This window comes from Streptomyces sp. NPDC015242 (genome assembly GCF_043079125.1).
In the GTDB taxonomy this organism is placed as follows: domain Bacteria; phylum Actinomycetota; class Actinomycetes; order Streptomycetales; family Streptomycetaceae; genus Streptomyces.
Window position 1 is genome coordinate 1,143,673 of record NZ_JBIBUF010000001.1, and the last position, 25,826, is coordinate 1,169,498.

The following is a 25,826-nucleotide window of genomic DNA, read 5'->3' on the forward strand; positions in this document are numbered from 1 at the left end:
GACCACCCCGCCCACGGCGGCGTGCTGAGCCTGCAGGCCCGCCACCGACTCATGGTCGGTCTGCTCGAGGAAGTCCAGGGGCGGCACCGCGACCATGGGTCCGGGCGGACGCGAGCCGCCAAGGCCGGCTGACACGGCAGGTCCCACCTCGACGGCGCGCCGCCCTCACGGGGCGGCGCGCCGTCCCACCTTCCCTCTCAACCCCGGCTGATCTCCTCTGAGCCCCGGCTGACCTCCTCGCACTCACCCGGCTGCAGCGCAATGAGCGCGGAGACTGCTCGGCACGACCTCAGTCGGACAGCGCGACCGGGGACCAGATGCCGAACCACTGCTCGGCGCCCCAATCCTCATACCGTTGCACCTCGGTGAACCCCAGTTTGGCCGCGAGGCGCATCGAGCGTTCATTGGCGGTCTGGGTGGTGAGCACCACCGGCTCGCCGGGCAGCGCTCCGGCGCACCAGTCGAGTGCCGCCGCGCACGCCTCCGCGGCATACCCGTGTCCCCATGCCTGCGGCAGGAACATGTAGCCGAGCTCGACCTCCGAAACCCCGGGGCGGATGTGGACCGGATGCTCCGGGTCACGCCGCTCGAGCGTGACGAGACCGATCATCGTCCCGTCGACACCGACCACGAAGAGGCCAGGGCGCCGCGTGGGCGTCTCGGGCACTGCACGCTCGCACTCGTCGCGCTGTCGAGGGCCACCTATGTACATGCCCACCTCGGGCGAGGTGAACAACTCGATGACCCCCGCACGGTCGCGGGCCTCAGGCTCACGGAGCACGAGCCTCTTGGTCCTGATCGGGGCAGGTGGCCAGGCGACAGACCCTAAAGCAGTCACGCAGGCCAGCTAATCAACACGCCCGGTAGCGATCAAGACTCGCGGACCGATCAACCCACCTGCCCAGGCACCTCTTCCTTCTGTCATATCCCCTACGAGGCACAACCCGCGCTGGCCTCACATGCAGGCTGCTGATGGCGGTGACGGGGTTGGGCGGCACGGACACGCCTACGTCGACCACGAGGCCGACCAGAGCTGCTCATTGCGCACGTTGCTGGATCGCCGTCGTGCAGGAACAGCTCCGTCTGTTCGCCGGCACGCTTTCCGGCCTCCTGCGCCGGGCGATGAGTCTTCACTCCCGCGCAACCATGTGGCGAGGGTGTAGTTGACTTTTGTATCCCCGTTCGCCTGTACATTGAGCTCCGCCTCTTGGGGGCTGCCCGCGCCCACTTCCCGTTGGCGGCGGGCCCTCCGACAGCAAAAGGCCCCCATTGTGCCCCTCGAGTGCGCAGGAGTAATCGTGAACAACTGGGCAGCTTGGGGGACCATCGCAGCGGGTGCAGTGCTGCTCGGCTTTTACCTGTTCGAGGTCTTTGGGCCCCCCTATACGATCTTCGCCGTCCTGGTCGGAACAGGCTGGCTCGTCGATGGGGTGCGCAGGCTCTGTCACCTCCGACGTCCTCAGAAATTGCAGAACTCCGAGGACTTGCCTGGTTGACCATGCGATCAGCGTGTGGCTACGTGTCTTTCGTGCAATTCGGTCGGCTGCTGGGGTGTCCTGGTCGGTGTCGGCACCGCCTGCCTGGCTCACCTGGACGAAAGCGCTCGCGCTGTATGTCTGGACGTCCTGGAGCCGGGTGCCGACATCGACCACCGAGGCACCCCGTCCACGTCCGACCTTCTCGTGCAGCTCCTCAACGCTGTGCTTGACCCGACCACCGATCAACCCCGCGTCGGCCGTGCCCGGTTCGACTCAGCATCTTTCTCCACCGACGCATCGTTCGACGGGGCAACCTTCTCAAGGAGGCCTGCACGAACCAGGCTGCCATGGGCCGGAAAGCCGGTGACGCTTGAGATCGCCGCCCGCCAGGTGAGCTGCGCGCGCACCCAATGGGCTTCGGCCGCCACCTTGCAACTGCGCTACGCCGAGCTGGGCCTGAGATGCAGCACTTGGCCCTGCACGACATCGACTTGAGCGAATACCGCTTCGCCGGCCCGTCCACCTCGACCGACTGGAAGTCGACGGCTGGTGCACCTTCGCCCGCACCCCCATCCGTCGGAACCGGCACGTCCCCTGGCGATGGAGTCCGCGCAACACCGTCGCCGAGGAACACCACTGGCGCAGCCGCAACGCCCCACCCCCAGGTCAGGCCACCGCTCAGGGCTGGATACCCCCACCACCCGACGCCCCCGAACTGCGGCCGGCAGCGGTGGCCGCGCTGTACCGGCAACTGCGCAAGTCGCTGGAGGACGGCAGGAACGAACCAAATGCCGTCGACTTCCACTACGGCGAATGCGAGATGCGCCGCCGCGACACCACACGCCCCCGGGGAGCGCGCCCTCCTGAGCAATCAGTGACCCTTTTCGTCAGGCGGGCCGGTGCCCTGATCCTCGTTATGGAGGCCTGCTACCTGCTCCTCATGGAGTTGGCCCTTGCAGTATTCGTGGTGGACACCTCTGAGATCGACCACACGGACGAGGCGGGGTACGGCGGTCTCGGCGGCGTCCTCTTCCTCGCCGCCGAAGGGCTGACGGTCCTGCTGCTGCTCTGGGGAGCGGCCGCGCTCGGGCTCGCCACCTTCGCGGACAAGGGCCCCTCGTGGGCGCGTGCCGCTGGATTCGGCCTCGTGGCCGTCACGCAGGTGCTCGGCGTGTGGGCGGCGACGTCCAACGCGCTTGCGCAGGACGCCGGACCGGACGTGCTGGTCAACGCGGTGATGGTGCTGTTCGCCTCACCGCTGGCGTCGCCTGTGCCCTGGGCCTCCGCGGCGCGGTGCGGGAACCACCTCTCGCAGTCTGAGCGGTCCCCTTCCCCACGGAAGGCCGGGGCCCGGTTCGAAAGAGCCGACCCCGGCCTTTTCTCATTGAGGGGCTGCAGGATGGCGGGGCGGTCAGCCCGTCGAGCACGGCACATCTCCGAAAATGAAGGCGCCGGGCCGGGTTGGTGCCGGACCAGCTTCCGGTGAAGGCGACGCGTCAGCGGCGCGGCCGAGTCCGCGCAGGGCTGCTCGGCGCTCGCCGGGGAAGCGGACCTGGGCGGTGGCAGTGCGGGCGTGCCCGAGCTCGCGAAGAGGGGGGCGCGGCGGGTGATGGCAGCTGACCGGGCCGCTTGGCCGGCTGCGAGGGCATGGACGCAGTTCCCGCGTTGGTTGCCGACCATGGAAGCCGAGTTCCACGCGCACATGGCTGCGGCCGGGTCCTGGGCGAGACCGGCCAGTGGCAAGGCCCGGTTGAGGTGGGCGTCGGCACGGTCGTTTCGCTGGCGTCGACACACGACCAGGTTGCGGTCGTGCCCCCACGGCCGCCCGGGCCGCGCTGGAAGCCGGCGTCTGGGACTTCGGTGAGGGCGGCAGCGGCACAGAGGCGGTGCTCGCCGCGAACCGCGCCGCCTTCGCCGACGTCGCGCTCCTGCCCAAAATGCTCACCGGTGTGGTCGAGGCCGACACGCGCACCCGGCTGATCCGCAGCGCCGCCGCCATGCCCGTCGCCCCCATGGCGTACCAGCGCCTGGCCCACGCCTTCCCTTCCTGTGCGCCCGGCCCTTCGTCGCGCGCAACGTCGACACGGTGAGACGGCCGCACGCTGCCCGGCTACGCCCTGGCGCCTCGCGTGCGACCGGCAGCCGCCGGGAGGGTTCTCGGCATGGACATGGTGTCCGTCCGGAAAAACGGTTGCCGAGGTCCTATTGGCGCGCTCTCCAAGAGCATCCCAGTAGGACCCGCATATCGCTCAGCGGGGCCTGAGCCCGTCGACGACGACGTCCACCATTCGGCTCAGCTGGGGGCGCTGCTCGGGCGCGCCGGCCACGGAGAGCAGACCGGCAAGGATGCCGCCCACCTCGACCGGGTCGATGTCGCTGCGCAGTTCTCCTGCTGTGGCACCGGCCTCGAGCACCATCGCCAGGATCTGCTGCACCTCGTCGCAGACCGGTCCGGTGCCGAAGCGGCCGGAAGCGCTCATGGCGACCAGGGCCTCGCAGATGCCGCGTCGTTCGCCGGCCCAGTCGGCGAATCGGAGCATCCACGCGTGGAGGGCCTGCGCGGGCGGCTTGGCAGCCAGCAAAGTGCGCGCGTCTTCGCGCAAGGGCCGGATCTGGTCCCGGTAGACCTCTTCGACCAGATCCTCGCGGGTGGGGAAGTGCCGGTACAGGGTGGCGTTCCCCACTCCCGCGCGTTTGGCGATCGCGTCCAGCGAGATCGGGCGTCCGGACGCGAAGGCTTCGGCGGCCGTGGCGATCAGCTGCTCGCGGTTGCGCTGCGCATCGGCGCGCAGGGTGCTGCGTGGAGGTGTCATGACCTTCGCGATCGTGAGTGGCGGATGAGATTCGAGACCGATTCGGGGATGTCCCCGTTTCAGTGTACGGTGAGGTAACCGGGGAGGTCCCCGCTTATGGGTGGTCTCGCCACCCGCTTCAGCGAAGAGAGGTTTGCCATGCCTACGGCTCTCATCACCGGGGGGACGACCGGGATCGGCAGAGCGACGGCCGAGCTGCTGCACGCCCGCGGCTACCAGGTCGCGGTCACCGGACAGAATCCCGATTCCCTCGCACGAGCAAGATCTGAGTTCCCCGACGACGTGCTCGTCGTCCGATCCGACGGGCGTGTGCTCTCCGACACCGACGCTCTGATGTCGGCGGTGTCGGCGCGGTTCGGATCGCTGGACCTGCTCTTCCTCAACGCCGGGATCTTCCGTCCGGCACCGGTTGCCGAGGTGACGGAGGAGTCGTTCGACGAGCACGCCGACCTCAACTTCAAGGGCCAGTACTTCACCCTCCAAAAGGCCCTTCCCCTCATGAACGACGGCGGCTCGATCGTGCTGACCGTCGGCATCGGATCCCGTCGCGGCACTCCTGGCGCCACAGTGGGGGCGGCGACACGCGGCGCGCTGCTGGCCATGCTGCCCTCGCTCGCGCTCGAAGTGGCCCCGCGCAGGATTCGCGTCAACGCCGTGAGCCCCGGGGCCACCGACACCCCGCTGCTCGACAAGCTGGGGGTGCCCGAGAGCGGCCGGGACGCCATGCGCTCGAAGATCCCCTTCGAGCGCTTCGGATCCAGCCAGGAGGTCGCGGAAGCAGTTGCCTTCCTCGCCTCGGACGCCGCCGGCTACATCACCGGCCAGGACATCACCGTGGCCGGCGGCTACGGGCTCGGCGCCTGAAACCCGGGCGAGCCGACCACCCCTCCGCACCCTTCGAGCGCAACGAACCGCACCTCACAGGAGAAGACGATGGCACTGACTCTCGACACGTACCGGCTGCTGGGCCGTTCCGGGCTCCGGGTCTCACCGCTGGCGCTGGGCACGGCGACCTTCGGCACCGAGTGGGGCTGGGGCGCCGAGCGCGACGAGGCGCGCAAACTCTTCGACCGCTACACCGAACTCGGCGGCAACTTCTTCGACACCGCCAGCACCTACACCAACGGCAGTTCCGAGCGGATGCTCGGTGAATTCGCCCGCACCGACCGCGACAAGATGGTGCTGGCGACGAAGTACTCGACGCTGCGTCAGCCCGGTGACCCGAATTCCGGGGGCACCCACCGCAAGAGCATGCTGGCGTCGGTGGAAGCCAGTCTGCGGCAGCTGAACACCGGCTACATCGATCTGCTCTACGTCAACGTATGGGACTTCAGGACGCCGGTGGAGGAGATTCTGCGGGGCCTGGACGACCTGGTGAGGCAGGGCAAGGTGCTGTACGTGGCGATCTCCAGCGCCCCGGCCTGGCAGGTGTCGCGCATGCAGGCGATCGCCGACCTGCGCGGCTGGTCGCCACTGGTCGCGCTGCAGACCGAGTACAGCCTGATCGAGCGCACCGCGGAGCGTGACCTGATCCCGATGGCACGGGAGATGGGACTCGGCGTGGTCCCCTTCTCCCCGTTGGGCGGCGGGGTGCTCACCGGCAAGTACAGCCGGGAGGACCAGAACCCGGCGGGCTCCGTCGCGGGCGAAACCGCCAGCAACCGCAAGAGCCTCAACGTCGCCCTGGGATGGGTCACCGACCGCAACCTCGCCATCGCCGATGCGGTGAAGGAGGTGGCCGCCGAGCTGGGCCGCACACCCGCCCAGGTCGCACTGGCCTGGACCCTGAACGCCCCTGGCGTGACGGCACCCATCATCGGCGCCCGCACCATCACGCAGCTGGAGGACAACCTGGGTGCCCTGCAGGTCGACCTCACTCCTTCCCAGCTGGCCCGCCTCGACGAGGTCAGCGCCATCGATCTCGGCAATCCGCACGGCCTGCTCGCCAGCGATCACATCCGCACGGTCACCACGGGCGACATGAAGATCGAAACTCTCGGCTGAGTCGCTTCCTGGACGGCGGCATCCAGATATATCGACATGTTCTTGATGACGGAACGGAGCAACCTCGGCATGGGTATGTACAGCGGCAAGAATGTGGTGATCACGGGTGGCAGCAGCGGCATGGGGCTCGCGCTGGCGGAGCTGCTGGTGCAAGGCGGGGCCCGCGTGGTGATCACCGGCCGTTCTCAGGCCAAGCTCGACGCGGCACGCGAGCGGCTCGGTGAGAACGCCCTCGCCGTCCGGGCGAATGTGGCCTCATTGCCCGACCTGGATATGCTCGCCGACCGTGTGAAGAGCGAGCTCGGCTCGATCGAGGCTTTGTTCGTGAACGCCGGCATCTCACTCCTCACGCCCCTCGAGTCGACGACCGAGGACATGTACGACGAGCTGTTCGCGATCAACGTCAAGGGTGCCTTCTTCTCTGTGCAGAAGCTCGCCCCGTTGCTGAGCGCGAACGCCGGCATCGTCCTCACCACCTCGATCGCGAACGTCATAGGCATGGTGGACACCAGCGTCTATGCGGCAGGCAAGGCGGCGCTGCGCTCGATGGCCCGCACCTTCTCCCGCGAGCTGCTTCCGCGGGGAATCCGTGTCAATGCGATCAGCCCGGGTCCCATCGACTCGGGCATCCTGGAGACGATGAACTTGTCCAAGGAGGCCGCCGACCGGTTCAGGGCGGAACGGACCGCGAGCAACCCCATGAAGCGCTACGGCACCGTTGAGGAGTTCGCCGAAGCGGCCGCATTTCTCGCCTTCGATGCCACGTACACCACCGGCGTCGAGCTGGCCGTGGATGGCGGTGAAACCCAGCTCTGAACTCGTCTGCCGTCCCGCCGCGCGGGCGTGAGGCCCGCCACCACGGCGGTTTCAGGGGGCTGCAGCCCGTGGTCGTGTCGATCAGGCCGCGAGCAGTTCATGCAGACGCTCGGCCGGGGTGGGACGACTACAAGCAGCGGCTCGCGGTCGAGTGCGGAATCAACCGGCTCACGCGCCACCGGGCCGTCGCCACGTGGTACGACAGACTGGCCGTCCGCTACGAAGCGACCGTGCTGACCGCAGGCATCAACGACCGTGCTGGGGTGGCAGATCTCGTTGCGATGGAGTGCGGTGGGCGGCGGTGGCGCCGCCGCCCACCTTGCGGAACTACCTCGATTCGGCCTTGGCCATCGGGTCTTCATCCTTCTCCAGGGCGTTCACCGCGTTCCTCCAGGACGGGTCGGCCGAGTAGAGGCGGCTGCGCAAGTAGGCCCACACGAGAGCCCGCAGAGTCGCCACGCGCTCGAAAATTTCGTCGTTCGTCTCTGCCGCGTCGTATCCGGATATGCCACCGAGGATGTGACCAGCGCGGTACATGGTCACCATGGTCTGGCGCCGGCCGCCGACGCCCCACCGGGGAGCGCGGTGACCAGCACCACGGCGCGGGCGAGCGCCCGACGGGGCAGCCGAAAACCCCTGTTCGGTGTCGTGCGTGTGGTCTCCGGGGGCCGTCCGCACGCGATGATCACACACGACTCCTCCGCAACCTGGCCGCTGCTTCACGCGTAGGAACCATCAACCGCCTCAAGTGGCCCCGGACTCCCACACGAAAGGCGCTCAGCGTAAAAAGGGCCATCGCCACAAGCGTGTTCTCGTGTGAGGGCCCGTCAGCCACAGCCTGGACTGTCCGGTGGAGGAGCGCACCGCCGACTTCTGCCTCTCGTGGCGCGTTGTCGCCGTTGACCCACTTCTCCCTTCGTGCGACCTTCGGACCGCCCTCGGCCTGGGGGCGATCAGCCGAGCGGGAGGAGAACATGGTGACGACAGGCAGTGCCAGACGCCGGGCTTCGGCGGCCACGGTCACACTGCTGGCGATCGGCATCGCAGCGTCCATGGCAGCCCCGTCCGCCGCGGCAACCGGCCATACGCCCGCCCGGGAGCCGGTAACCGTGGCGATCGGAGTCCTCAGTGACCCGACCCCCGAGGAGCAGGAGAAGCTGCGGGAGGTGGCCGGTGCGATATGGAGCCCCGAGCTCGCGGCCGGCTGGAACATGAACGCGGACGTGGCAGCCATCCTGTCGACCGCCACCGGAGAGATCCTCCGGTGCAGCGAGCGGTTCGCCCTCGTGCCGCGGCCGCCCGGCTTCGTCCCCGGGCTCGGCTACCTGGTCAGCTACTGGAAGAACCTGCGCGACTACTTCCTCGCGGTCAAGGACAATCGGACGTACCGCGCTTGCGTGGTCACCACCGCAGCCAACTACCGCTCACCCATCGAGATCGCCTCCATGGGCATCTGATCCGGCGCATGACCGTAGGCCTGGTGCGAGGACACACCTGACTTCTTCGCATCGCCAGAGCTCATCGCACGCGCGTTCCCGCTTCAGGCACTGCGTGTCACGGTGCACCTCGGCGGGGACGTTGCCGCGCTCGGAATCCTGACGGCCGATGACGCGTGTGGTCTGAGGCTGCTTCAAGTGGCGCGGGAGACGCATGCGAGGGAGTGAGTGGTGGCGCAGCTCCGGGTGGCGGCGGTGCCGGCGGCGGCGAGCGGGGCGGTGCCGGCGGCACCGCCGACCTGCTGCGAGGTGCCCCCCGTTTGCGCGGGGCGCGGCCCGTGGCGACGACCTTCGCGGACGGCGCGGTCTGCTGCTGTCAGGCCCGTGCCCCGCCCGGCTGCCGGCCTTGACTGTTCAGGAACCATCCCCGGTGCGCTCGCCGGGGTCCGTCCGGGTCGCCGGGAAGAAGCGGCGGCCCGGTCCGCGGTCGCCGAAGATCTTGGCCAGCGTGCGCGTCCGGAACAGCACGACCTGGGTGATCACCTGCAATCCGATCCAGGACGCGGCGTACAGGACTCCGTCCAGGGCGGGCACGGTGTCGACGGGCAGGCTGTACGCCATCACCACGCGCAGCAGTGCGTCGCACAGCAGACCCACGCCCCACAGGACCGTCAGCCCGCGCCACACCCGCCGGAAGGCCGCGTCCGTCTCCCACAGCCGCTCCAGCACCGCCGTCCGTCCGGGCAGCAGCGTGCGCAGGGCCTGATAGGTGAACGGCCGGGCGGTGCACAGCGTCACCAGCAGCCAGACGCCGGCGAGCGCCGTGAACAGGCCGTTGCGCGCCAGCGCGATACGCGGGTCGGACGTCATCAGTGACGCCACGGCGCTCACCAGGAGCAGGGCCATGGTGAAGACGCCGATGGCGTCCAGCTTTCGTTGGCCGATCGCGGAGTAGAGCGTGTGCAGGGCCGGCGCGGAGCCGCTCAGCAGCAGAGCGGTGATCTCGCTCATGCCGGCGGCGCGCAGCACGTAGTAGAGCCCGACCGGCAGCACGATGTCGCACAGGACGGTGAGGGCGAATTGCCAGCGGGGGGAGGACGTCTCTGACGTCTCTGGTGTCTTCGGCGGTTCCAGTGTCTCCGGCGTCTCGACGGACGGGCCGGGCAGGCCGTCGGTGGGGGAGGCCGTGGGGCCGGAGCGGGGTGTGGGGGAGGTCATGGAGGGTGCTCCTGTGATCGAGCCGGCGGCCGGACGGCTCGGTGGAGGGGTGGGGGGACGCTAGGTCGGCCGGGTACAGCGATCGAAGATGTCCGCCAACTCCCGGGCGGCGTCTTGGAGTTGTGTGCGCTGACCGCACAGGTGGTGGCGCAGTACGCTGTCGGTGGCGCCGCGTACGGCCAGAGCCATGGTGCGGCAGTCGAACGTGCCGAACTCGCCCGCCTCTCGGCCCTGCTGAAGGAGTGTCACGAGGCACTCCACCGACGAGACGGTGCGCTCGACGTCGTCCAGACCGCTGATCCGGCCGTCCCGGACCATGCGGACGATCTCCATGAGCGCCCGCGCCTGGAGAGGGTGGCGGGCGACGAAGTCGAAGGTGGAGGTGATGTATGCGCTCAATCTGCCCCGGTGGGTCGTCTCGTCGGCGATACGCGCCGCCGTCAATTCCCGCGCCTGCCCGATGACCGTGTTGGCGACCTCGGCGAACAGTTCCGGCTTTCCGGAGAAATGATAGGAGATCATCCCCGTGCTGCTGAGTTTCGCCTGCTGTGAGATCCTGGTGAAGGACGCCTTCGCGTAGCCGCTTTCCGCGAGTGCTTCGATAGCCGCCTGGACTATCTGCGCTCGCCGTGCCTTCTGTGTGAATGTGCGAGTCTTCGCCGTAGCTACGTTGGCCATCATGATGTCAAATTAGCATGATCAGGTTTGGGCTTATTCCCATAAGTTTTCGGCCTGCTTGGCCGCGCGTTCAATCGACCGAAAAGCGTCGAGCCATGGCGCGCACGGCGTCCACCAGCTCCATCGCCGCGATCGCCTCCGCACGGACCCCGCTCTCCGAGACGCGGGCCCCGCCCTCGCGCACCTGCCGGGCGAACGCCTCCAGCAGCGACTGCAGTTGGTCCGCCGCGGGCAGTTGCAGGTGCTCCTGGCGGTCCTGCTCCTCCACCACCACCAGCGGCTGGTGAGCGGGCGGTGGAGTGAACGCCCGTGTCACGGTGACCCGGGCCCGGTCACCCCACACGGTGTACGTCGACGCGTAGGCGTGCTCGAACCCGAAGGACAGCACGGCCAGCACACCGGACGGTGACACCAGCAGTGCCTGGCCGGACAGGTCGAGCCCGTCCTCGGCGCGCACCCGCAGGGTGGCCCCCGCCACCTCCAGGCCGGGTCCCAGCAGCAGCGAGGCCGCCCGCAGGGGGTACACCCCGACGTCGAGCAGCGCGCCGCCGCCCAGCCGGGCGTCGTGGCGGATGTCGTCCTCGGGCAGCGGAGGGATGCAGAACGCGGCGTGGAAGGAGGCCGGCCGGCCGAGCCGTCCCGTCTCCATCATGTCGCGGACGTAGGCGTGCTGCGGATGGTGCGGAAACATGAAGTTCTCCCGCAGCACCAGATCCCGCTCCGCGGCCAGCGCGCACAGCGCCCGCGCCTCGGCCGCGTCCACTCCGATCGGCTTCTCCACCAGAACGTGCTTGCCCGCCATGAGCGCCTGCTCGGCGAAGCGGTGGTGCAGCCCGGTCGGCGTCGAGATGTACACCGCGTCGACGTCGGGCCTGTCCAGCAGGGCGGCGACGTCCGTCTCGGCCGCGCAGCCGAAGTGCTCCGCGAAACGCCGGGTCTTGGCCTCCGAACGGCCGGCCACGGCCGTCAGCCGCAGCCCGGGCGTGCGGACCACCGTGGGCAGCACCCGGCGCCACGCGATCGACGACGTCCCCAGCGCGCCCAGCCGGACCGTGCGCTCCCCGGCCTCCGTCACAGGGACCTCCAGGCGGCGATCAGCGTCCGGGCCTGGACGTTGAGGTGGTGGTCGTAGCGCAGCAGCTCGTCCACCTGGCGCAGCGACACCCAGCGGAACTCGTCGGAGACCAACGGCAGATCGTCGTCGATCTCGATGACGACGTAGTCGTTCTGGGCGTGCAGGAAGCGTCCGCCCTCCTCCGAGAGCTTCACGTCGTAGACGGCGCCGGCCCGACGGGCGAGCACCTCGTCCAGGTAGGCCGGCTGGAGGCCGGCCGGCAGGTGCGCGTAGTTCTCCGGCGTGCACTGCAGGGTCGGGCCCAGTTCCACCACCGACACGAAGCCGGGTTCGGCGCGGGCCCGCAGCAACACGTGCGGAACGCCGCGCAACCGCCGCACGAACAGGGCGGTCAGACCCGTTCCGTGCGGCTTCAGCAGCGGCTGCGACCAGGCCCGCACCTCCCGGCGGGCCGAGGCGACGTCCACCGCCACGATGCTGAAGTGCTGGCCGCGCTCATGGGCCACCTCGGTGTCGCCCATGTTCCAGCCGCCGGTCTTCGCCAGTCCGATCGCGGTGACCCGGACCTCGTGCTCGGCCCGGCGGCGGGTGATCCAGCTGCGGATGTCGGCGTCCGAGTGCAACGCCTCCACCGCCTGCGTCTGCCAGTCCGGCAGGCAGGACAGCACGGTGCGCGCGTCCATGTTCACGAGGTTCTCCTCGCGCAGGAGCGCGTTGACCTGACCCAGCGTCAGCCAGGCGAAGTCCTCGCCCGCCTCGACCTCCGGACCCACCGCGATGATCATGTTCCGGTTCCGTTTCCGCAGGAACCAGGAGCCCTGCTCGGACTGCAGCACGTCGGCCACCACCGAACCAAGCTCGGGACGGCGGAAGCAGTCGAGATACGGAACCTCCGAACCCCCGTGCACCCGCATGTAGTTGCTCTTCGTCGCCTGGACGGTCGGCGACAGCTGCACCCCGTTCACGTTCCCGGGCTCGGACTTGGCCTGCATCAGCAGATGCGGTATCCCGTCGAAGTCACGCAGCGCGATGCCCAGGATGCCGATCTCCGGCTGGTTGATGATCGGCTGCTCCCAGGCCGGCACCGGACCGAAATCCGAGGACACCCGCAGCCCGTGCACCGAGAAGAAGCGCCCACTGCGGTGCCGCAGGTCACCGGTGAGGTCGTCGAAAGCCCAGCCGTCGAGTTCCGCGAACGGAATCCGCTCCACCCGCTGTGCCTGTGCCCGGCGACGGTCCTCCAGCCACGCCGCCAGGTCGGCACGGGACAGTACGCCGTCGACGGCCGCCGCGGACGCGGCCAGGCTCGCCGCGGTCGGCATCCGCACGGAGCGCGACGGCACCGGCGCGGTCGTTGGTGTCATGGATACGACCTTCTCTCATTCAAGGAGCCCGGCCATACGGACGGTTCACCAGCTGGAGCGCCGTTGGCCGCACGTCCGCACAGCCCGCACAGAAAAGAACGGCACCCGCGTCGAAAAGAGCGGCAGTCGAATGCCGCCGCCTCCAGCGTGCCCGCCGCAATTCGAGCATTCGCCTAGTCATTCCGTCTTGCGACCCGCTCCCCGGACTCGCTATGGAACGGCACCGGCCGAGAGCCGGGACCGGTGGCGGCGACCGCGGCAGCCGGACTGCCGCGCCCGCCCCGGGACGGACCGGCGGCCCGTACGGGGCCGGGTTCCGCAAAGCACCGCGCACGCCTAGGAATTCCCCTAGAGCGTTTTGCGCCGCCGCCGAACACTCCCCGAGCGCGTGCGAACGTGAGGGCTGCTCCCGTCCTCACGCCCTCGGTATCTGGAGTGCCATCGATGAACGAGCCGGTGCCCACCGACCTCCGGAACGTCGTGCCGGGCCACGAACCCGTGGCCGTCGTCGGTCTCGCGTGCCGGCTTCCCGGAGCCGACGGACCGGCCGCCTACTGGGACCTGCTCACCGCGGGCCGCAGCGCCGTCGTCGACACCCCGGACGACCGCCGCGAGGGCGCACCGGACGACGGCTGGCCCACACCGAACGGCGGCACCGCCCCCCACCGCGGCGGATACCTCACCGCGCCCGCCGACTTCGACGCCGCGTTCTTCGGCATCTCGCCCCGCGAGGCCGACGCCATGGACCCGCAGGCCCGCCTCGCCCTCGAACTGGGCTGGGAGGCACTGGAGCACGCCGGTATCCCCGCCGCGTCCGTACCCCGCGCCACCGCCGTCCACCTCGGCGCGGACGTCTGCGACTACGCCGACGTCGTACGGCGGTCGGGCACCGAACCCGGGCACCACACCCTCACCGGACTCAACCGCGCCCTCATCGCCAACCGGCTGTCCTACGCGCTCGGCGTCAGCGGCCCCAGCATGACGGTGGACAGCGCCCAGTCCTCCTCCCTCGTCGCCGTCCAGCTCGCCTGCGACAGCCTCCGCCTCGGCGACTGCGAACTCGCCCTGGCCGGCGGCGTGCACCTCAACCTCAGCCCGGAAAGCTTCCTGGCCGCCGCCCAGTTCGGGGCACTCAGCCCGGACGGCGCCTGCCACACCTTCGACGCCCGCGCCAACGGCTACGTACGCGGTGAGGGCGGCGGCGTCGTCGTCCTCAAACTGCTCGACCGGGCCCTCGCCGACGGCGACCACGTGTACGCCGTCATCCGCGGCGGCGCACTGAACAACGACGGAACCGGCACCAGCCTCACCACCCCCGACGCCGCCGCCCAGCAGGCGGTCCTGCGCACCGCCTACGAACGCGCCGGCGTCGACCCCGCCGACGTCGGCTACGTGGAACTCCACGGAACCGGCACCCGCGTGGGCGATCCCGTGGAGGCACACGCCCTCGGACAGGTCCTCGGCAACGCCACCGGCCGCCGCAGCCCTCTCGCCGTCGGGTCGGTGAAGACGAACATCGGTCACCTGGAGGGCGCGGCCGGCATCGCCGGGCTCATCAAGACCGTGCTGTGCCTCTCCCACGGCCACCTCGTGCCCAGCCTCAACCACGAGCGGCCGAACCCGGCCATCGACCTCGACCGGCTCGGCCTGCGCGTCCAGCGGGAACTCACCCCCTGGACCCCCGACACCCCCGGCGTCCCGCTCCGGGCCGGCGTCTCCTCCTTCGGCATGGGCGGAACCAACGCCCACCTCGTCCTCGAAGCCGCCCCCACCCCCACGCCCGAGGCACCTCGCCCCCCTCGCGGCGCCCCCGCCACCGTCCCCTGGCTGGTGTCCGCCCACACCCCCGAGGCCCTGCGCGCCCAGGCCGACCGCCTCGACGGCCATGTCCGCGCCCGCCGGCCCGACCCGGTCGACACCGCCCATTCCCTGCTCACCACCCGCACCCACCTGGAACACCGGGCCGTCGCCGTCGGCACCGACACCGCGAGCCTCCTGGACGCACTCGCCACGGCCGTACCCGCCGGACCGGTCGACGGCGACATCGACCGGCCGGTGTTCGTCTTCCCGGGCCAGGGCAGCCAATGGCACGGCATGGCCGCCGAACTCCTCACCACCGCACCGGTCTTCGCCGACCGCCTCGCCGCGTGCGGACGCGCCCTCGCCCCGCACGTCGACTGGGACCTCGAAGCCGTACTGCGCGGCGACCCCGGCGCCCCGCCCCTGGACCGCTCCGACGTGGTCCAGCCCGTCCTGTGGGCCGTGATGGTGTCCCTGGCCGCCCTGTGGCAGGCACATGGCCTGCGGCCCGCCGCCGTCGTCGGACACTCCCAGGGCGAGATCGCCGCCGCCTGCGTGGCCGGCGCCCTGAGCCTCGAGGACGCGGCACTGGTCGTCGCCCTCCGCAGCAAGATCCTCGTCCCCCTGGAAGGCCGCAGCGGCATGGTGTCGCTCGCCCTGCCCCCGGACGCCGCCCGCGACTTCACCGCCCGCTGGGGCGACCGCGTCACCGTCGCCGCCCTCAACGGCCCCTCCTCCACCGTCGTCTCCGCCGACGCCGACACCGTCGCCGACCTCCTCGCCACCGCCGACCGGGAGAACGTGCGGGCCCGCCGCGTCGGGATCGACTACGCCTCGCACTCGGCGCACGTCGAACCCGTCCGCGACGACATGCTGCGCCTGCTCGCGCCCATCACCCCGCTCCCGCCCCAGGTGCCCTTCCTGTCCACCGTCACCGGCGACTGGCTGGAAGGCCCGGCCACCGACGCCGCCTACTGGTACGACAACCTGCGCCGACCGGTCCTGCTCGAACCCGCCGTCCGCGCCCTGACCGCCGCCGGACACGGAGCCTTCGTCGAGGTCAGCCCGCACCCCGTCCTCACCGGCCCGGTCCAGCACACCGTGGAGGCGACCGCGGGCCGGAACCACGCGGTCGTCACCGGCACCCTGCGGCGCGACGACGGCGGTCCCGCCCGCTTCCAGACCTCCCTGGGCGCCCTCTGGGCCCGGGGCGCCGAGATCGACTGGACCCCGGTCTTCTCCGGCCTCGCACCCCGCCGGACCGAACTCCCCACCTACGCCTTCCAGCGGCGCCGCCACTGGATCTCCGGCGGGGACACCCCGGCCGCCCCCGCCACCGGCACCGCCCCCGCCCGTCACTCCACCGCCCCGGACCGGCGTCCGGCCACGTCGGACCTCGCGCACCACACTCCCGCCGGCCCCTCCGGCGCCGACACCCTGCGCCTCGTCCAGGAGAGCACCGCCGTCGTACTGGGCCACCCGGACCCCGCGGCCGTCGACCCCCGGCGCTCCTTCAAGGACCTCGGCATCGACTCCGTCACCGCCGTGGAACTGCGGGACCGGCTCAACGCCCTCACCGGAGGCGACCTCCCCGCGACCGCGGTCTACGAGTACCCGACCCCGGCCCGCCTCGCCGACCGCCTGCGCGCCCCCGGCGACGACCCCGCGACCACGCCACTCACCCCCGCCGGCCCCACCGGAGCCGACGACCCCATCGCCATCGTCTCCATGGGGTGCCGCTTCCCCGGCGGCGTACGCAGCCCCGAGGACCTGTGGCGACTCGTCACCGACGAGGCGGACGCCCTCACCGCCTTCCCCACAGACCGCGGCTGGGACCTCACCACCCTCTTCCACCCCGACCCGGACCGCACCGGCACCACCTACGTCCGCGAGGGCGGATTCCTGCACGACGCCGCCGGGTTCGACGCCGGCTTCTTCGGTATCTCGCCGCGTGAGGCGACGGCGATGGACCCGCAGCAGCGGCTGCTGCTGGAGACCACCTGGGAGACCCTGGAACGCGCCGGCATCGACCCCCGAACCCTGCACGCCACCCCCACCGGCGTGTTCGTCGGCGCCACCGCCCCCGAGTACGGGCCCCGACTGCACGAAGCCACCGAAGCCGTCGAGGGACACGTCCTCACCGGCACCACCGCAAGCGTGGCCTCGGGTCGGATCGCCTACACGCTGGGGCTGGAAGGTCCGGCGGTGACCGTCGACACCGCTTGCTCGTCCTCGCTGGTCGCCCTGCACCTGGCCGTGCGCGCCCTGCGCAACGGTGACTGCTCCCTCGCCATCGCCGCCGGCGCCACCGTCATGTCCGGCCCCGGCATGTTCGTCGAGTTCAGCCGCCAGCGCGGCCTGGCCCCCGACGGCCGCTGCAAGCCGTTCGCCGCCGGAGCCGACGGCACCAACTGGGCCGAGGGCGTGGGCGTACTCCTCTTGGAGCGGCTGTCGGACGCGCGGGCGCGGGGGCATCAGGTGCTGGCTGTGGTGCGGGGTACGGCCATCAACCAGGACGGTGCGTCGAACGGGCTGACGGCTCCGAACGGTCCTGCGCAGGAGCGGGTGATCCGTGCTGCGCTGGCGGACGCGGGGGTGTCGGCGGCGGACGTGGACGTGGTCGAGGCGCACGGCACGGGCACCAAGCTGGGCGACCCGATCGAGGCACGGGCTCTCCTTGCCACGTACGGCCGGGAGCGGGATGCCGGCCGTCCGCTCTGGCTGGGCTCGGTGAAGTCCAACATCGGTCACACCCAGGCCGCCGCCGGGATCGCCGGCGTCATCAAGATGGTCGAGGCGATGCGCGCACGCGTCGCCCCCAAGTCCCTGCACGCCGAGGAGGCGACTCCGTACGTCGACTGGTCGTCGGGTTCGGTGGAGTTGCTGGGGCGGGCTCGGGAGTGGGAGGCGCCGGATGGGCGTCCTCGGCGGGCGGGGGTGTCGTCGTTCGGGATCAGTGGGACGAACGCGCACGTGATTTTGGAGGAGGTTGAGACGGCGTCTGTCGCGGAGGCGGCGGAAGCGTCCGTGGGCGGGGGAGGGGCCGTTGTTCCGTTGCTGGTGTCGGCTCGTTCCGAGGAGGCGCTGGCTGGGCAGGTCGAGCGGTTGACCGCTTTCGTTGGGTCGGCTTCGGTGCGTCCGGTGGATGTGGCGTGGTCGTTGGTGACGTCGCGGTCGGTGTTCGAGCATCGGGCGGTGCTGGTGGCGGGGGAGCCGGTGGCATCAGGTGTGGTGTCGGCGTCGGCTGGTTCGCCGGTGTTCGTGTTCCCGGGGCAGGGGGCGCAGTGGGTGGGGATGGCCGTCGAACTGCTCGATTCGTCGCCGGTGTTCGCGGCGCGGTTCGCGGAGTGCGCTGAGGCGCTGTCGCCTTTTGTGGACTGGTCGTTGGTCGATGTGGTGCGTGGTGAGGGGGGTGCGCCGGGGCTGGACCGGGTGGATGTGGTGCAGCCGGTGTTGTGGGCGGTGATGGTGTCGCTGGCGGCGGTGTGGGAGTCGTTCGGGGTGCGGCCGGCCGCTGTGGTGGGTCATTCCCAGGGTGAGATCGCTGCGGCGGTGGTGTCGGGCGCGCTCAGTGTCGAGGACGGTGCGCGGGTGGTGGCGTTGCGGTCGAAGGCGATCGTGGCGCTGGCGGGCCGGGGTGGGATGGTGTCGGTGGCGCTCTCCCACGAGGACACCGATGCTCTGATCGGCCGGTGGGAGAGCCGGATCTCGGTCGCTGCGGTCAACGGGCCCACCTCGACGGTGGTGTCGGGCGACGCCGGCGCGTTGGACGAACTGGTCGTGCACGCCGAGGAGTCGGGTGTGCGGGTGCGTCGTGTCGAGGTGGACTATGCCTCGCACTCGGCGCATGTGGAGGCGATCGAGGACGAGTTGGCCGAGGTGTTGGCACCCATCGCGGCCGGAGAGCCGTCGGTGCCGTTCCTGTCGACGGTGACGGGGGAGTGGGTCACCGGTGGTGAGACGGACGGGGGGTACTGGTATCGCAACCTGCGGCAGACGGTGTTGCTGCAGCCCGCGATTGCCGCGCTGGTCGCCGACGGGCATGGCGCGTTCCTGGAGATGAGTCCGCATCCGGTGCTGACCGTTCCGGTGGCGGAGACCGTAGAGGCGGCGGGCGCCGATGCCGTGGTCGTGGGGTCGCTGCGGCGGGGCGAGGGCGGCCTGGACCGTCTGTACGTGTCCCTGGGTGAGGCGTGGGCGCGTGGTGTCGCGGTGGACTGGACGGCTGCCTTCGAGGGGTTGTCCCCGCGCCGTGTCGATCTGCCGACCTACGCCTTCCAGCGCCGCCGTTACTGGCTGGAGGCGCCGAAGGCCGGGGAGAAGGCCGCCGATCCGGTCGAGGAGCAGTTCTGGCAGACGGTGGAGGAAGGCGATCTGTCGGAGCTGGCGGCAACCCTCGGTGTCTCCGACCAGGACGGTCTGCACGCCGTAGTTCCGGCACTGGCGTCGTGGCGCAGGACGCGCCGGGAACAAGCCACGGTGGACGGCTGGCGTCACCGTGTCGAGTGGCGAGCCCTTCCGGCTGAGGCCGACCCGGTCGCCGTCGAAGGCACCTGGCTGCTCGTCGTCCCGACAGCCGCCGAGGGCGGCAGTGCGGCCACCGCGGTACGGGCCGCGCTGCAAGACCGAGGTGTCCGCACCCTGACCCTCGCCGTCGCGTCCGGGGACATGAACCGGGCGGATCTTCAGGCGCTGCTCGGCCGGACCGCTGGTGCCGATGCGGTCACCGGTGTCCTCTCCCTCCTGTCCCTCGACACACGGCCGCACCCGGAGCACCCTGCTGTTCCGCTGGGACTGGCCGGCACCCTCGCCCTCGTCCAGGCCCTCGGTGACGCGGGGATCGAGGCGCCGCTGTGGTGCGTGACCCAGGGGGCCGTGGGAACGGGCCCGCTTGACGCCCCGACGTCCCCCGTCCAGGCCGGTGTCTGGGGCCTGGGCCGGGCAGCCGCCCTGGAGCACCCCAGGCGGTGGGGCGGTCTCGTCGACGTTCCCGCGACTCCCGCCCCCGGCACCCTCGCCCTGCTGCCCGACGTCATCGCCGCGGGCGCCGAGGAGGACCAGGTCGCCCTGCGAGACGGCAGGGCGTACGGCCGCCGGCTCGTCCACGCTCCCACGGGCGGCCGGAGGGCCCCGCGTACCTGGACGCCACGCGGCACCGTCCTCGTCACCGGAGGTACCGGCGCGCTGGGCGCCCACGTCACCCGCTGGCTGGCGGACAACGGCGCCGACCACGTCGTCCTCACCGGAAGGACGGGCGACGGCCCGCACGTCGAGGAACTCCGCACCGAACTGCGGTCGCGCGGCACCCGGCTCACGGTCGCCGCCTGCGACACGGCCGACCGTGAGGCGGTGGCCGGCCTGGTCGATCGCCTCGCCGCGGACGGCAGCCCCGTACGCTCCGTCGTCCATGCGGCCGGCGTGAGCGTCCTCGGCCCCATCACGCAGACCGGCGTGGACGACCTCGCGGCCACCCTCTCTGGAAAGGTGCTGGGCGCGGAACACCTCGACGCGGTCCTCGGCACCGAGCGACTGGACGCCGTGGTCTACTTCTCGTCCATCTCCGGCACCTGGGGTGTCGCCGACCACGCCGCGTACGGCGCCGCCAACGCCATCCTCGACGCCCGTGCCCAGCGCCGCCGCGCCGACGGGGCCCGCGTCCTCTCCGTCGCCTGGGGCCCCTGGGCGGGCGGCGGCATGATCGCCGAGTCGGTGCAGGACGACCTCCGGCGCAGGGGCGTCCCCGTGATCGAGCCCGCCTCCGCGATCGCCGGACTCCAGCAGGCCCTGGACCACGACGACACCTGTGTCGCCGTCGCCGACGTGAACTGGAGGCGCTTCGCCGAGGTCTTCACCTCCGTGCGCGGCAGCGCACTCCTGCGGGAGCTGCCCGACGCCGTGGTGGCCCCCGCGGACGAAGGCGACGAGCGGGCCGACGCCCGTGGCTCCACCGGCGCGCTGGGCGACATCGCGGCACTGGAGCCCGCCCGCCGGCCGGCCGCACTGCGCGCCCTCATCAGCGGCCACGTGGCCGCCGTACTCGGACACGCCCCCGCCGAAGCCGGCGCACTCGGTGACGAGACCGCCTTCAAGGACATGGGCTTCGACTCCCTGACCGCCGTCTCCCTGCGCGACCGGCTCAACCGCGCCACCGGCCTGACCCTGCCCACCACGGTCGTCTTCGACCACCCCAGCATCACGGCCCTGGCCGCCTACGTCGACGAGCGCGCGTTCGGCCGAACGGAGCCGAATCCGGAGCCGCAGCGGGCGACGGCTGCCGACGCCGGTGGCACGGACGAGGTCCCCGCGGAGGACCCCATCGCGATCGTGTCCATGGGGTGCCGTTTCCCCGGCGGCGTGCGCAGTCCCGAGGACCTGTGGCGACTGGTCGCCGACGAGGTGGACGCCATCACGCCGCTGCCGGCCGACCGCGGCTGGGATCTGGACGCCCTGTACGACGCCGACCCCGACCACCTCGGCACCAGCTACGTCCGGGAGAGCGGATTCCTCGACGGGGCAGCCGGGTTCGACGCCGGCTTCTTCGGTATCTCGCCGCGTGAGGCGACGGCGATGGACCCGCAGCAGCGGCTGCTGCTGGAGACCACCTGGGAGACCCTGGAACGCGCCGGCATCGATCCCAAGGCATTGCGCGGCAGTTCGACGGGTGTCTACATCGGCCTCACCGACCAGGAGTACGCCACCCGGCTGCGCGCCGCGTCCGGCGACAACGAGGGTTACCTCGCCACCGGAGCCGCGGCCAGCGTGGCCTCGGGGCGCATCGCCTACGCGCTGGGGCTGGAAGGTCCGGCGGTGACCGTCGACACCGCTTGCTCGTCCTCGCTGGTCGCGCTGCACCTGGCCGTGCGCGCCCTGCGCAACGGCGACTGCTCGCTCGCCCTCGCCGGGGCCGCCACGGTGATGGCGGGCCCGGGCGCGTTCGTCGCCTTCAGCCGCCAGCGGGCGCTCGCCCCCGACGGCCGCTGCAAGCCGTTCGCCGCCGACGCGGACGGGTTCGCCCTCTCCGAGGGCGTGGGCGTACTCCTCTTGGAGCGGCTGTCGGACGCGCGGGCGCGGGGGCATCAGGTGCTGGCTGTGGTGCGGGGTTCGGCCATCAACCAGGACGGTGCGTCGAACGGGCTGACGGCTCCGAACGGTCCTGCGCAGGAGCGGGTGATCCGTGCTGCGCTGGCGGACGCGGGGGTGTCGGCGGCGGACGTGGACGTGGTCGAGGCGCACGGCACGGGCACCAAGCTGGGTGATCCGATCGAGGCGCAGGCCATCCTCGCCACGTATGGCCGGGAGCGGGACGCCAGCCGTCCGCTCTGGCTGGGCTCGGTGAAGTCCAACATCGGTCACACCCAGGCCGCTTCCGGCATGGCCGGGGTCATCAAGATGGTCGAGGCGATGAGGGTCCGAGCACTGCCCAAGTCGCTCAGGGCCGAGAGCCCCAGCACGATCGTGGACTGGTCTTCGGGTTCGGTGGAGTTGCTGGCGCGGGCTCGGGAGTGGGAGGCGCCGGATGGGCGTCCTCGGCGGGCGGGGGTGTCGTCCTTCGGGATCAGTGGGACGAACGCGCACGTGATCCTGGAGGAGGTCGAGACGGCGGACGTCGTTGAGGCGGCGGAGCCGTCTGTGGGCGGGGGCGAGGTCGTCGTTCCGCTGCTGGTGTCGGCTCGTTCCGAGGAGGCGCTGGCCGGGCAGATCGAGCGGTTGAACGCCTTCGTTGGGTCGGCTTCGGTGCGTCCGGTGGATGTGGCGTGGTCGCTGGTGACGTCGCGGTCGGTGTTCGAGCATCGGGCGGTGCTGGTGGGGGGTGAGCCGGTGGTGTCGGGTGTGGTGTCGGCGTCGGCTGGTTCGCCGGTGTTCGTGTTCCCGGGTCAGGGGGCGCAGTGGGTCGGGATGGCGGTCGAACTGCTCGACTCCTCGCCGGTGTTCGCGGCGCGGTTCGCGGAGTGCGCTGAGGCCCTGTCGTCTTATGTGGACTGGTCGTTGGTTGATGTGGTGCGGGGTGAGGGGGGTGCGCCGGGGCTGGACCGGGTGGATGTGGTGCAGCCGGTGTTGTGGGCGGTGATGGTGTCGCTGGCGGCGGTGTGGGAGTCGTTCGGGGTGCGGCCGGCTGCTGTGGTGGGTCATTCGCAGGGTGAGATCGCTGCGGCCGTGGTGTCGGGTGCGCTCAGTGTCGAGGATGGTGCGCGGGTGGTGGCGTTGCGGTCGCAGGCGATCGTGGCGATCGCGGGCCGTGGTGGCATGGTGTCCGTTGCCCTCTCCCACGAGGACACTTTGGGGTTGATCGCCGGGTGGGAGGGCCGGATCTCGGTCGCTGCAGTCAACGGGCCCACCTCCACGGTCGTCTCCGGTGATGCGGACGCGCTGGACGAACTGGTCGCGCATGTCGAGGACTCGGGCATTCGGGTGCGTCGTGTCGAGGTGGACTACGCCTCGCACTCGGCGCATGTCGAGGCGATCGAGGACGAGTTGGCCGAGGTGCTGGCTCCGGTGGTGGCGGGGGAGCCGTCGGTGCCGTTCCTGTCGACGGTGACGGGGGAGTGGGTCACCGGCGGTGAGACGGATGCCGGGTACTGGTATCGCAACCTGCGCCAGACGGTGCGGTTGGAGCCGGCCGTGCGTCGGCTCGCCCAGTCCGGGCACGGCGCGTTCCTGGAGATGAGTCCGCACCCGGTGCTGACCGTTCCGGTGGCGGAGACCGTGGAGGCGGCGGGCGCCGATGCCGTGGTCGTGGGGTCGCTGCGCCGGGGCGAGGGCGGCCTTGACCGTCTGTATCTGTCTCTGGGTGAGGCCTGGGCGCGTGGTGTCGCGGTGGACTGGACGGCCGCCTTCGAGGGGCTGTCCCCGCGCAGTGTCGACCTGCCCACCTACGCCTTCCAGCGCCGCCGTTACTGGCTGGAGGCGCCGAAGGCCGAGCAGCGGAACTCCTCCGATCCGATGCAGGAGCGGTTCTGGCGCACGGTGGAGGAAGGCGACCTGGAGGAGCTGGCCACCACGCTCGGGGTGTCCGACCGGGACGGGCTGCGAGCCGTCGTCCCGGCACTGGCCGCCTGGCACAAGGCGGGCAAGGAGCGGGAGACCGTGGACAGCTGGCGGTACCGGGTGGTCTGGCGACCTCACGAGCTGCCCGCCACCGCGCCCCTGCGCGGCACCTGGCTCCTCGCCGTCCCCGAGACGTGGACCGACGGTGAGCTGATGCCGCGGATACGGGACGTGCTGGAAGGGGCGGGCGCTGGCGTCGTGTGCCTCACCGTGCCCGAGAACGCGGATCGGGCGGTGGTCGCCGACCGGCTGGCCGCCGTCACCTCCCCTGCGGAACCGCCCGCGGGAGTGCTGTCACTCCTCGCGCTGGACGACACCCCCGACAAGCGGAGCAATGGCGTCTCACGGGGCCTTCTGGCCTCGATGGCCCTGAGCCAGGCACTCGCGGACGCCGGACTCGCCACCGCCCTGTGGACGGTGACATGGGGAGCGGTCGCCGTGGACGCGGCCGCAGATGCGCCGAACGCCGGCCAGGCCGCCGTATGGGGCCTGCTGAGGGTGGCCGCGCTCGACGATCCCGAGCGGTCCGGTGGCCTCGTCGACCTCCCCGCCGGAGACGGGGCGCACGCGCTGCTGTCCCGCCTGCCCGCCCTGCTGGCCGACCCCGGCGCGGGCGACGGCGCAACAGGGGGCAGGGAGACGGAGTTCGCCGTCCGCGCCGGTGGTGTCCGCGTCCGGCGCATGATCCGCTCGCCCCGGCGCCCGGAACCGACGGCCGCCGGTCCCGTCTGGAAGCCCCGCGGAACCGTCCTCATCACCGGAGGCACCGGTGCGCTCGGCGCCCACGTGGCCCGTGACCTCGCCCGCGACGGCGCCGGTCACCTCCTGCTCACCAGCAGGCGCGGCCCCGACGCTCCCGGCGCGGCCGAACTGGAGCGGGAGCTGACCGCCCTCGGCTGCCGGGTCACCATCGCCGCCTGCGACGTCGCGGACCGCACCGGGCTCGCCGCGCTCCTGGCCGGCGTACCGGACGACCTGCCGCTCACCGCGGTCGTCCACACCGCCGGGGCCGTCGACCTGGCCAGGCCCCTCACCGGGATCGACGCGGACGAGGCCGTCGACCTCATGCACGCCAAGGTCGTCGGCGCCCAGAACCTGCACGACCTGCTGGGCGACCGGCCGCTGGACGCCTTCGTACTGTTCTCCTCCGGCGCCGGGGTCTGGGGCAACGGCGGACAGGCACCGTACGCCGCCGCCAACGCCCACCTCGACGCACTCGCCCAGCGACGCCGGGCCGCGGGGCTGCCCGCCACCTCGATCGCCTGGGGCGCCTGGGCGGGCGGCGGCATGGTCGACGCCGAGGTCGCCGAGCAGCTCCTGCGCCGCGGCGTGCCCGCCATGGAGCCGAGGCCCGCCGTGCGCGCGCTGCGCGAGGCGGTCGCGGACGGCGAAACGACCCTGGTCGTCGCCGACATCCGGTGGGACCGCTTCGTACCGGCGTACTGCGCGCACGGTCACCGGCCGCTCATCGACGAGGTGCCCGAGGTCCGGGACCTGCTGGCGGAACGCCGCGAGGCGGAGGCCGCCCCGGAGGCCGGCACCGCCGCGGCCCACGGACTGCGCGGGGAGCTCGCCGCTCTGCCACCCGCCAAGCGGCACCGACGCCTGGTCGACCTGGTCCGGACCCACGTCTCCACGGTTCTGGGCTCCGGGGACGGTGTCAGGGCCGGCAAGGCGTTCCGCGACATGGGCTTCGACTCGTTGACGGCGGTCGAACTGCGCAACCGACTCGGCGCGGCGCTCGGCACCCGCCTGCCCGCGACGATCGTGTTCGACCACCCGACGCCGAAGGCGCTGGCCGACCACCTCGAAGCCGAACTCTTCCCGGACACCACTCCCGGCGACGCCCTCGACCCCCGGCTGCGGGAGATCGAAGCGGCCTACCGGGCCGCGGCCGACCCGGCCGACAGGCAGGAGCTCACCACCGCGTTGCGCGGCCTGCTGGACAGCTGGACGGCACCCACCGACGAGCCGGCGCAGACGGCCGTCGACGAGGAACTGGTCGGCGCCTCCGACCAGGACATGTTCGACCTGATCGACAGGGAACTCGGGATCTCCTGAGCGGTCCCCCGACACGATCTCCCGATTCTCGAAGGGCT

General features: G+C 71.3%; 15 protein-coding genes. 8 read left to right on the forward strand and 7 right to left on the reverse strand.

Annotation, left to right across the window (positions count from 1 at the left end; translation table 11 throughout):
• Window positions 1-289: 289 nt before the first annotated feature.
• On the reverse strand, window positions 290-838 hold the full coding sequence (locus tag ACF07N_RS04980; RefSeq protein ID WP_392108457.1) for a GNAT family N-acetyltransferase: 549 nt from the start codon (window positions 836-838) through the stop codon (window positions 290-292).
• A gap of 460 nt (window positions 839-1,298) precedes the next feature.
• On the opposite strand from ACF07N_RS04980, the gene ACF07N_RS04985 reads away from it, so the two are divergent.
• The 3 genes from ACF07N_RS04985 (at window position 1,299) to ACF07N_RS04995 (ending at window position 3,568) form a co-directional block, all read left to right on the forward strand.
• Window positions 1,299-1,496, forward strand: a complete 198-nt coding sequence (locus ACF07N_RS04985) for a hypothetical protein (RefSeq protein ID WP_392108458.1) — start codon at window positions 1,299-1,301, stop codon at window positions 1,494-1,496.
• 712 nt (window positions 1,497-2,208) lie between these two features.
• Complete coding sequence (locus ACF07N_RS04990; protein WP_392108461.1) at window positions 2,209-2,964, forward strand: hypothetical protein; 756 nt, start codon at window positions 2,209-2,211, stop codon at window positions 2,962-2,964.
• 349 nt (window positions 2,965-3,313) lie between these two features.
• Window positions 3,314-3,568 (forward strand): alpha-hydroxy-acid oxidizing protein, encoded by a 255-nt coding sequence (locus ACF07N_RS04995; RefSeq protein WP_392108799.1) that lies wholly within the window; start codon window positions 3,314-3,316, stop codon window positions 3,566-3,568.
• A gap of 159 nt (window positions 3,569-3,727) precedes the next feature.
• Here ACF07N_RS04995 and ACF07N_RS05000 read toward each other — a convergent pair whose 3' ends face one another.
• The gene (locus ACF07N_RS05000; protein WP_392108464.1) at window positions 3,728-4,291 is read right to left on the reverse strand and encodes a TetR/AcrR family transcriptional regulator; all 564 of its coding nucleotides are present in this window, start codon (window positions 4,289-4,291) and stop codon (window positions 3,728-3,730) included.
• 138 nt (window positions 4,292-4,429) lie between these two features.
• On the opposite strand from ACF07N_RS05000, the gene ACF07N_RS05005 reads away from it, so the two are divergent.
• From ACF07N_RS05005 to ACF07N_RS05015, 3 genes are all read left to right on the forward strand, one after another.
• Complete coding sequence (locus ACF07N_RS05005) at window positions 4,430-5,155, forward strand: SDR family oxidoreductase (protein WP_392108467.1); 726 nt, start codon at window positions 4,430-4,432, stop codon at window positions 5,153-5,155.
• Window positions 5,156-5,224: 69 nt separating this feature from the next.
• Window positions 5,225-6,295, forward strand: a complete 1,071-nt coding sequence (locus ACF07N_RS05010; protein ID WP_392108469.1) for an aldo/keto reductase — start codon at window positions 5,225-5,227, stop codon at window positions 6,293-6,295.
• Window positions 6,296-6,364: 69 nt separating this feature from the next.
• Entirely contained in the window at window positions 6,365-7,111 is a 747-nt protein-coding gene (locus ACF07N_RS05015) for an SDR family oxidoreductase (RefSeq protein WP_392108802.1), read from the forward strand.
• Between the two features lie 327 nt (window positions 7,112-7,438).
• Here the strand turns inward: ACF07N_RS05015 and ACF07N_RS05020 are convergent, their stop codons facing one another.
• The gene (locus ACF07N_RS05020) at window positions 7,439-7,648 is read right to left on the reverse strand and encodes a hypothetical protein (RefSeq protein ID WP_392108471.1); all 210 of its coding nucleotides are present in this window, start codon (window positions 7,646-7,648) and stop codon (window positions 7,439-7,441) included.
• Window positions 7,649-8,220: 572 nt separating this feature from the next.
• Between ACF07N_RS05020 and ACF07N_RS05025 the strand changes: the two genes are divergently transcribed.
• Window positions 8,221-8,568, forward strand: coding sequence for a hypothetical protein (locus ACF07N_RS05025; protein ID WP_392108474.1), 348 nt, complete (start codon window positions 8,221-8,223; stop codon window positions 8,566-8,568).
• 393 nt (window positions 8,569-8,961) lie between these two features.
• Here the strand turns inward: ACF07N_RS05025 and ACF07N_RS05030 are convergent, their stop codons facing one another.
• The 4 genes from ACF07N_RS05030 to ACF07N_RS05045 all read right to left on the reverse strand — a co-directional run bounded on the left by ACF07N_RS05030 (window position 8,962) and on the right by ACF07N_RS05045 (window position 12,882).
• Entirely contained in the window at window positions 8,962-9,765 is an 804-nt protein-coding gene (locus ACF07N_RS05030) for a VC0807 family protein (protein ID WP_392108477.1), read from the reverse strand.
• Window positions 9,766-9,825: 60 nt separating this feature from the next.
• Entirely contained in the window at window positions 9,826-10,446 is a 621-nt protein-coding gene (locus tag ACF07N_RS05035) for a TetR/AcrR family transcriptional regulator (RefSeq protein ID WP_392108480.1), read from the reverse strand.
• Between the two features lie 67 nt (window positions 10,447-10,513).
• Window positions 10,514-11,518, reverse strand: coding sequence for a Gfo/Idh/MocA family protein (locus ACF07N_RS05040; protein ID WP_392108483.1), 1,005 nt, complete (start codon window positions 11,516-11,518; stop codon window positions 10,514-10,516).
• Window positions 11,515-12,882, reverse strand: coding sequence for an NDP-hexose 2,3-dehydratase family protein (locus tag ACF07N_RS05045; protein WP_383582998.1), 1,368 nt, complete (start codon window positions 12,880-12,882; stop codon window positions 11,515-11,517). Before ACF07N_RS05045 ends, ACF07N_RS05040 begins: the two co-directional genes overlap by 4 nt.
• Before the next feature lie 444 nt (window positions 12,883-13,326).
• Between ACF07N_RS05045 and ACF07N_RS05050 the strand changes: the two genes are divergently transcribed.
• A complete protein-coding gene (locus tag ACF07N_RS05050) occupies window positions 13,327-25,788 on the forward strand; it encodes a type I polyketide synthase (protein WP_392108487.1) in 12,462 nt (4,153 codons plus the stop codon).
• Window positions 25,789-25,826 lie beyond the last annotated feature (38 nt).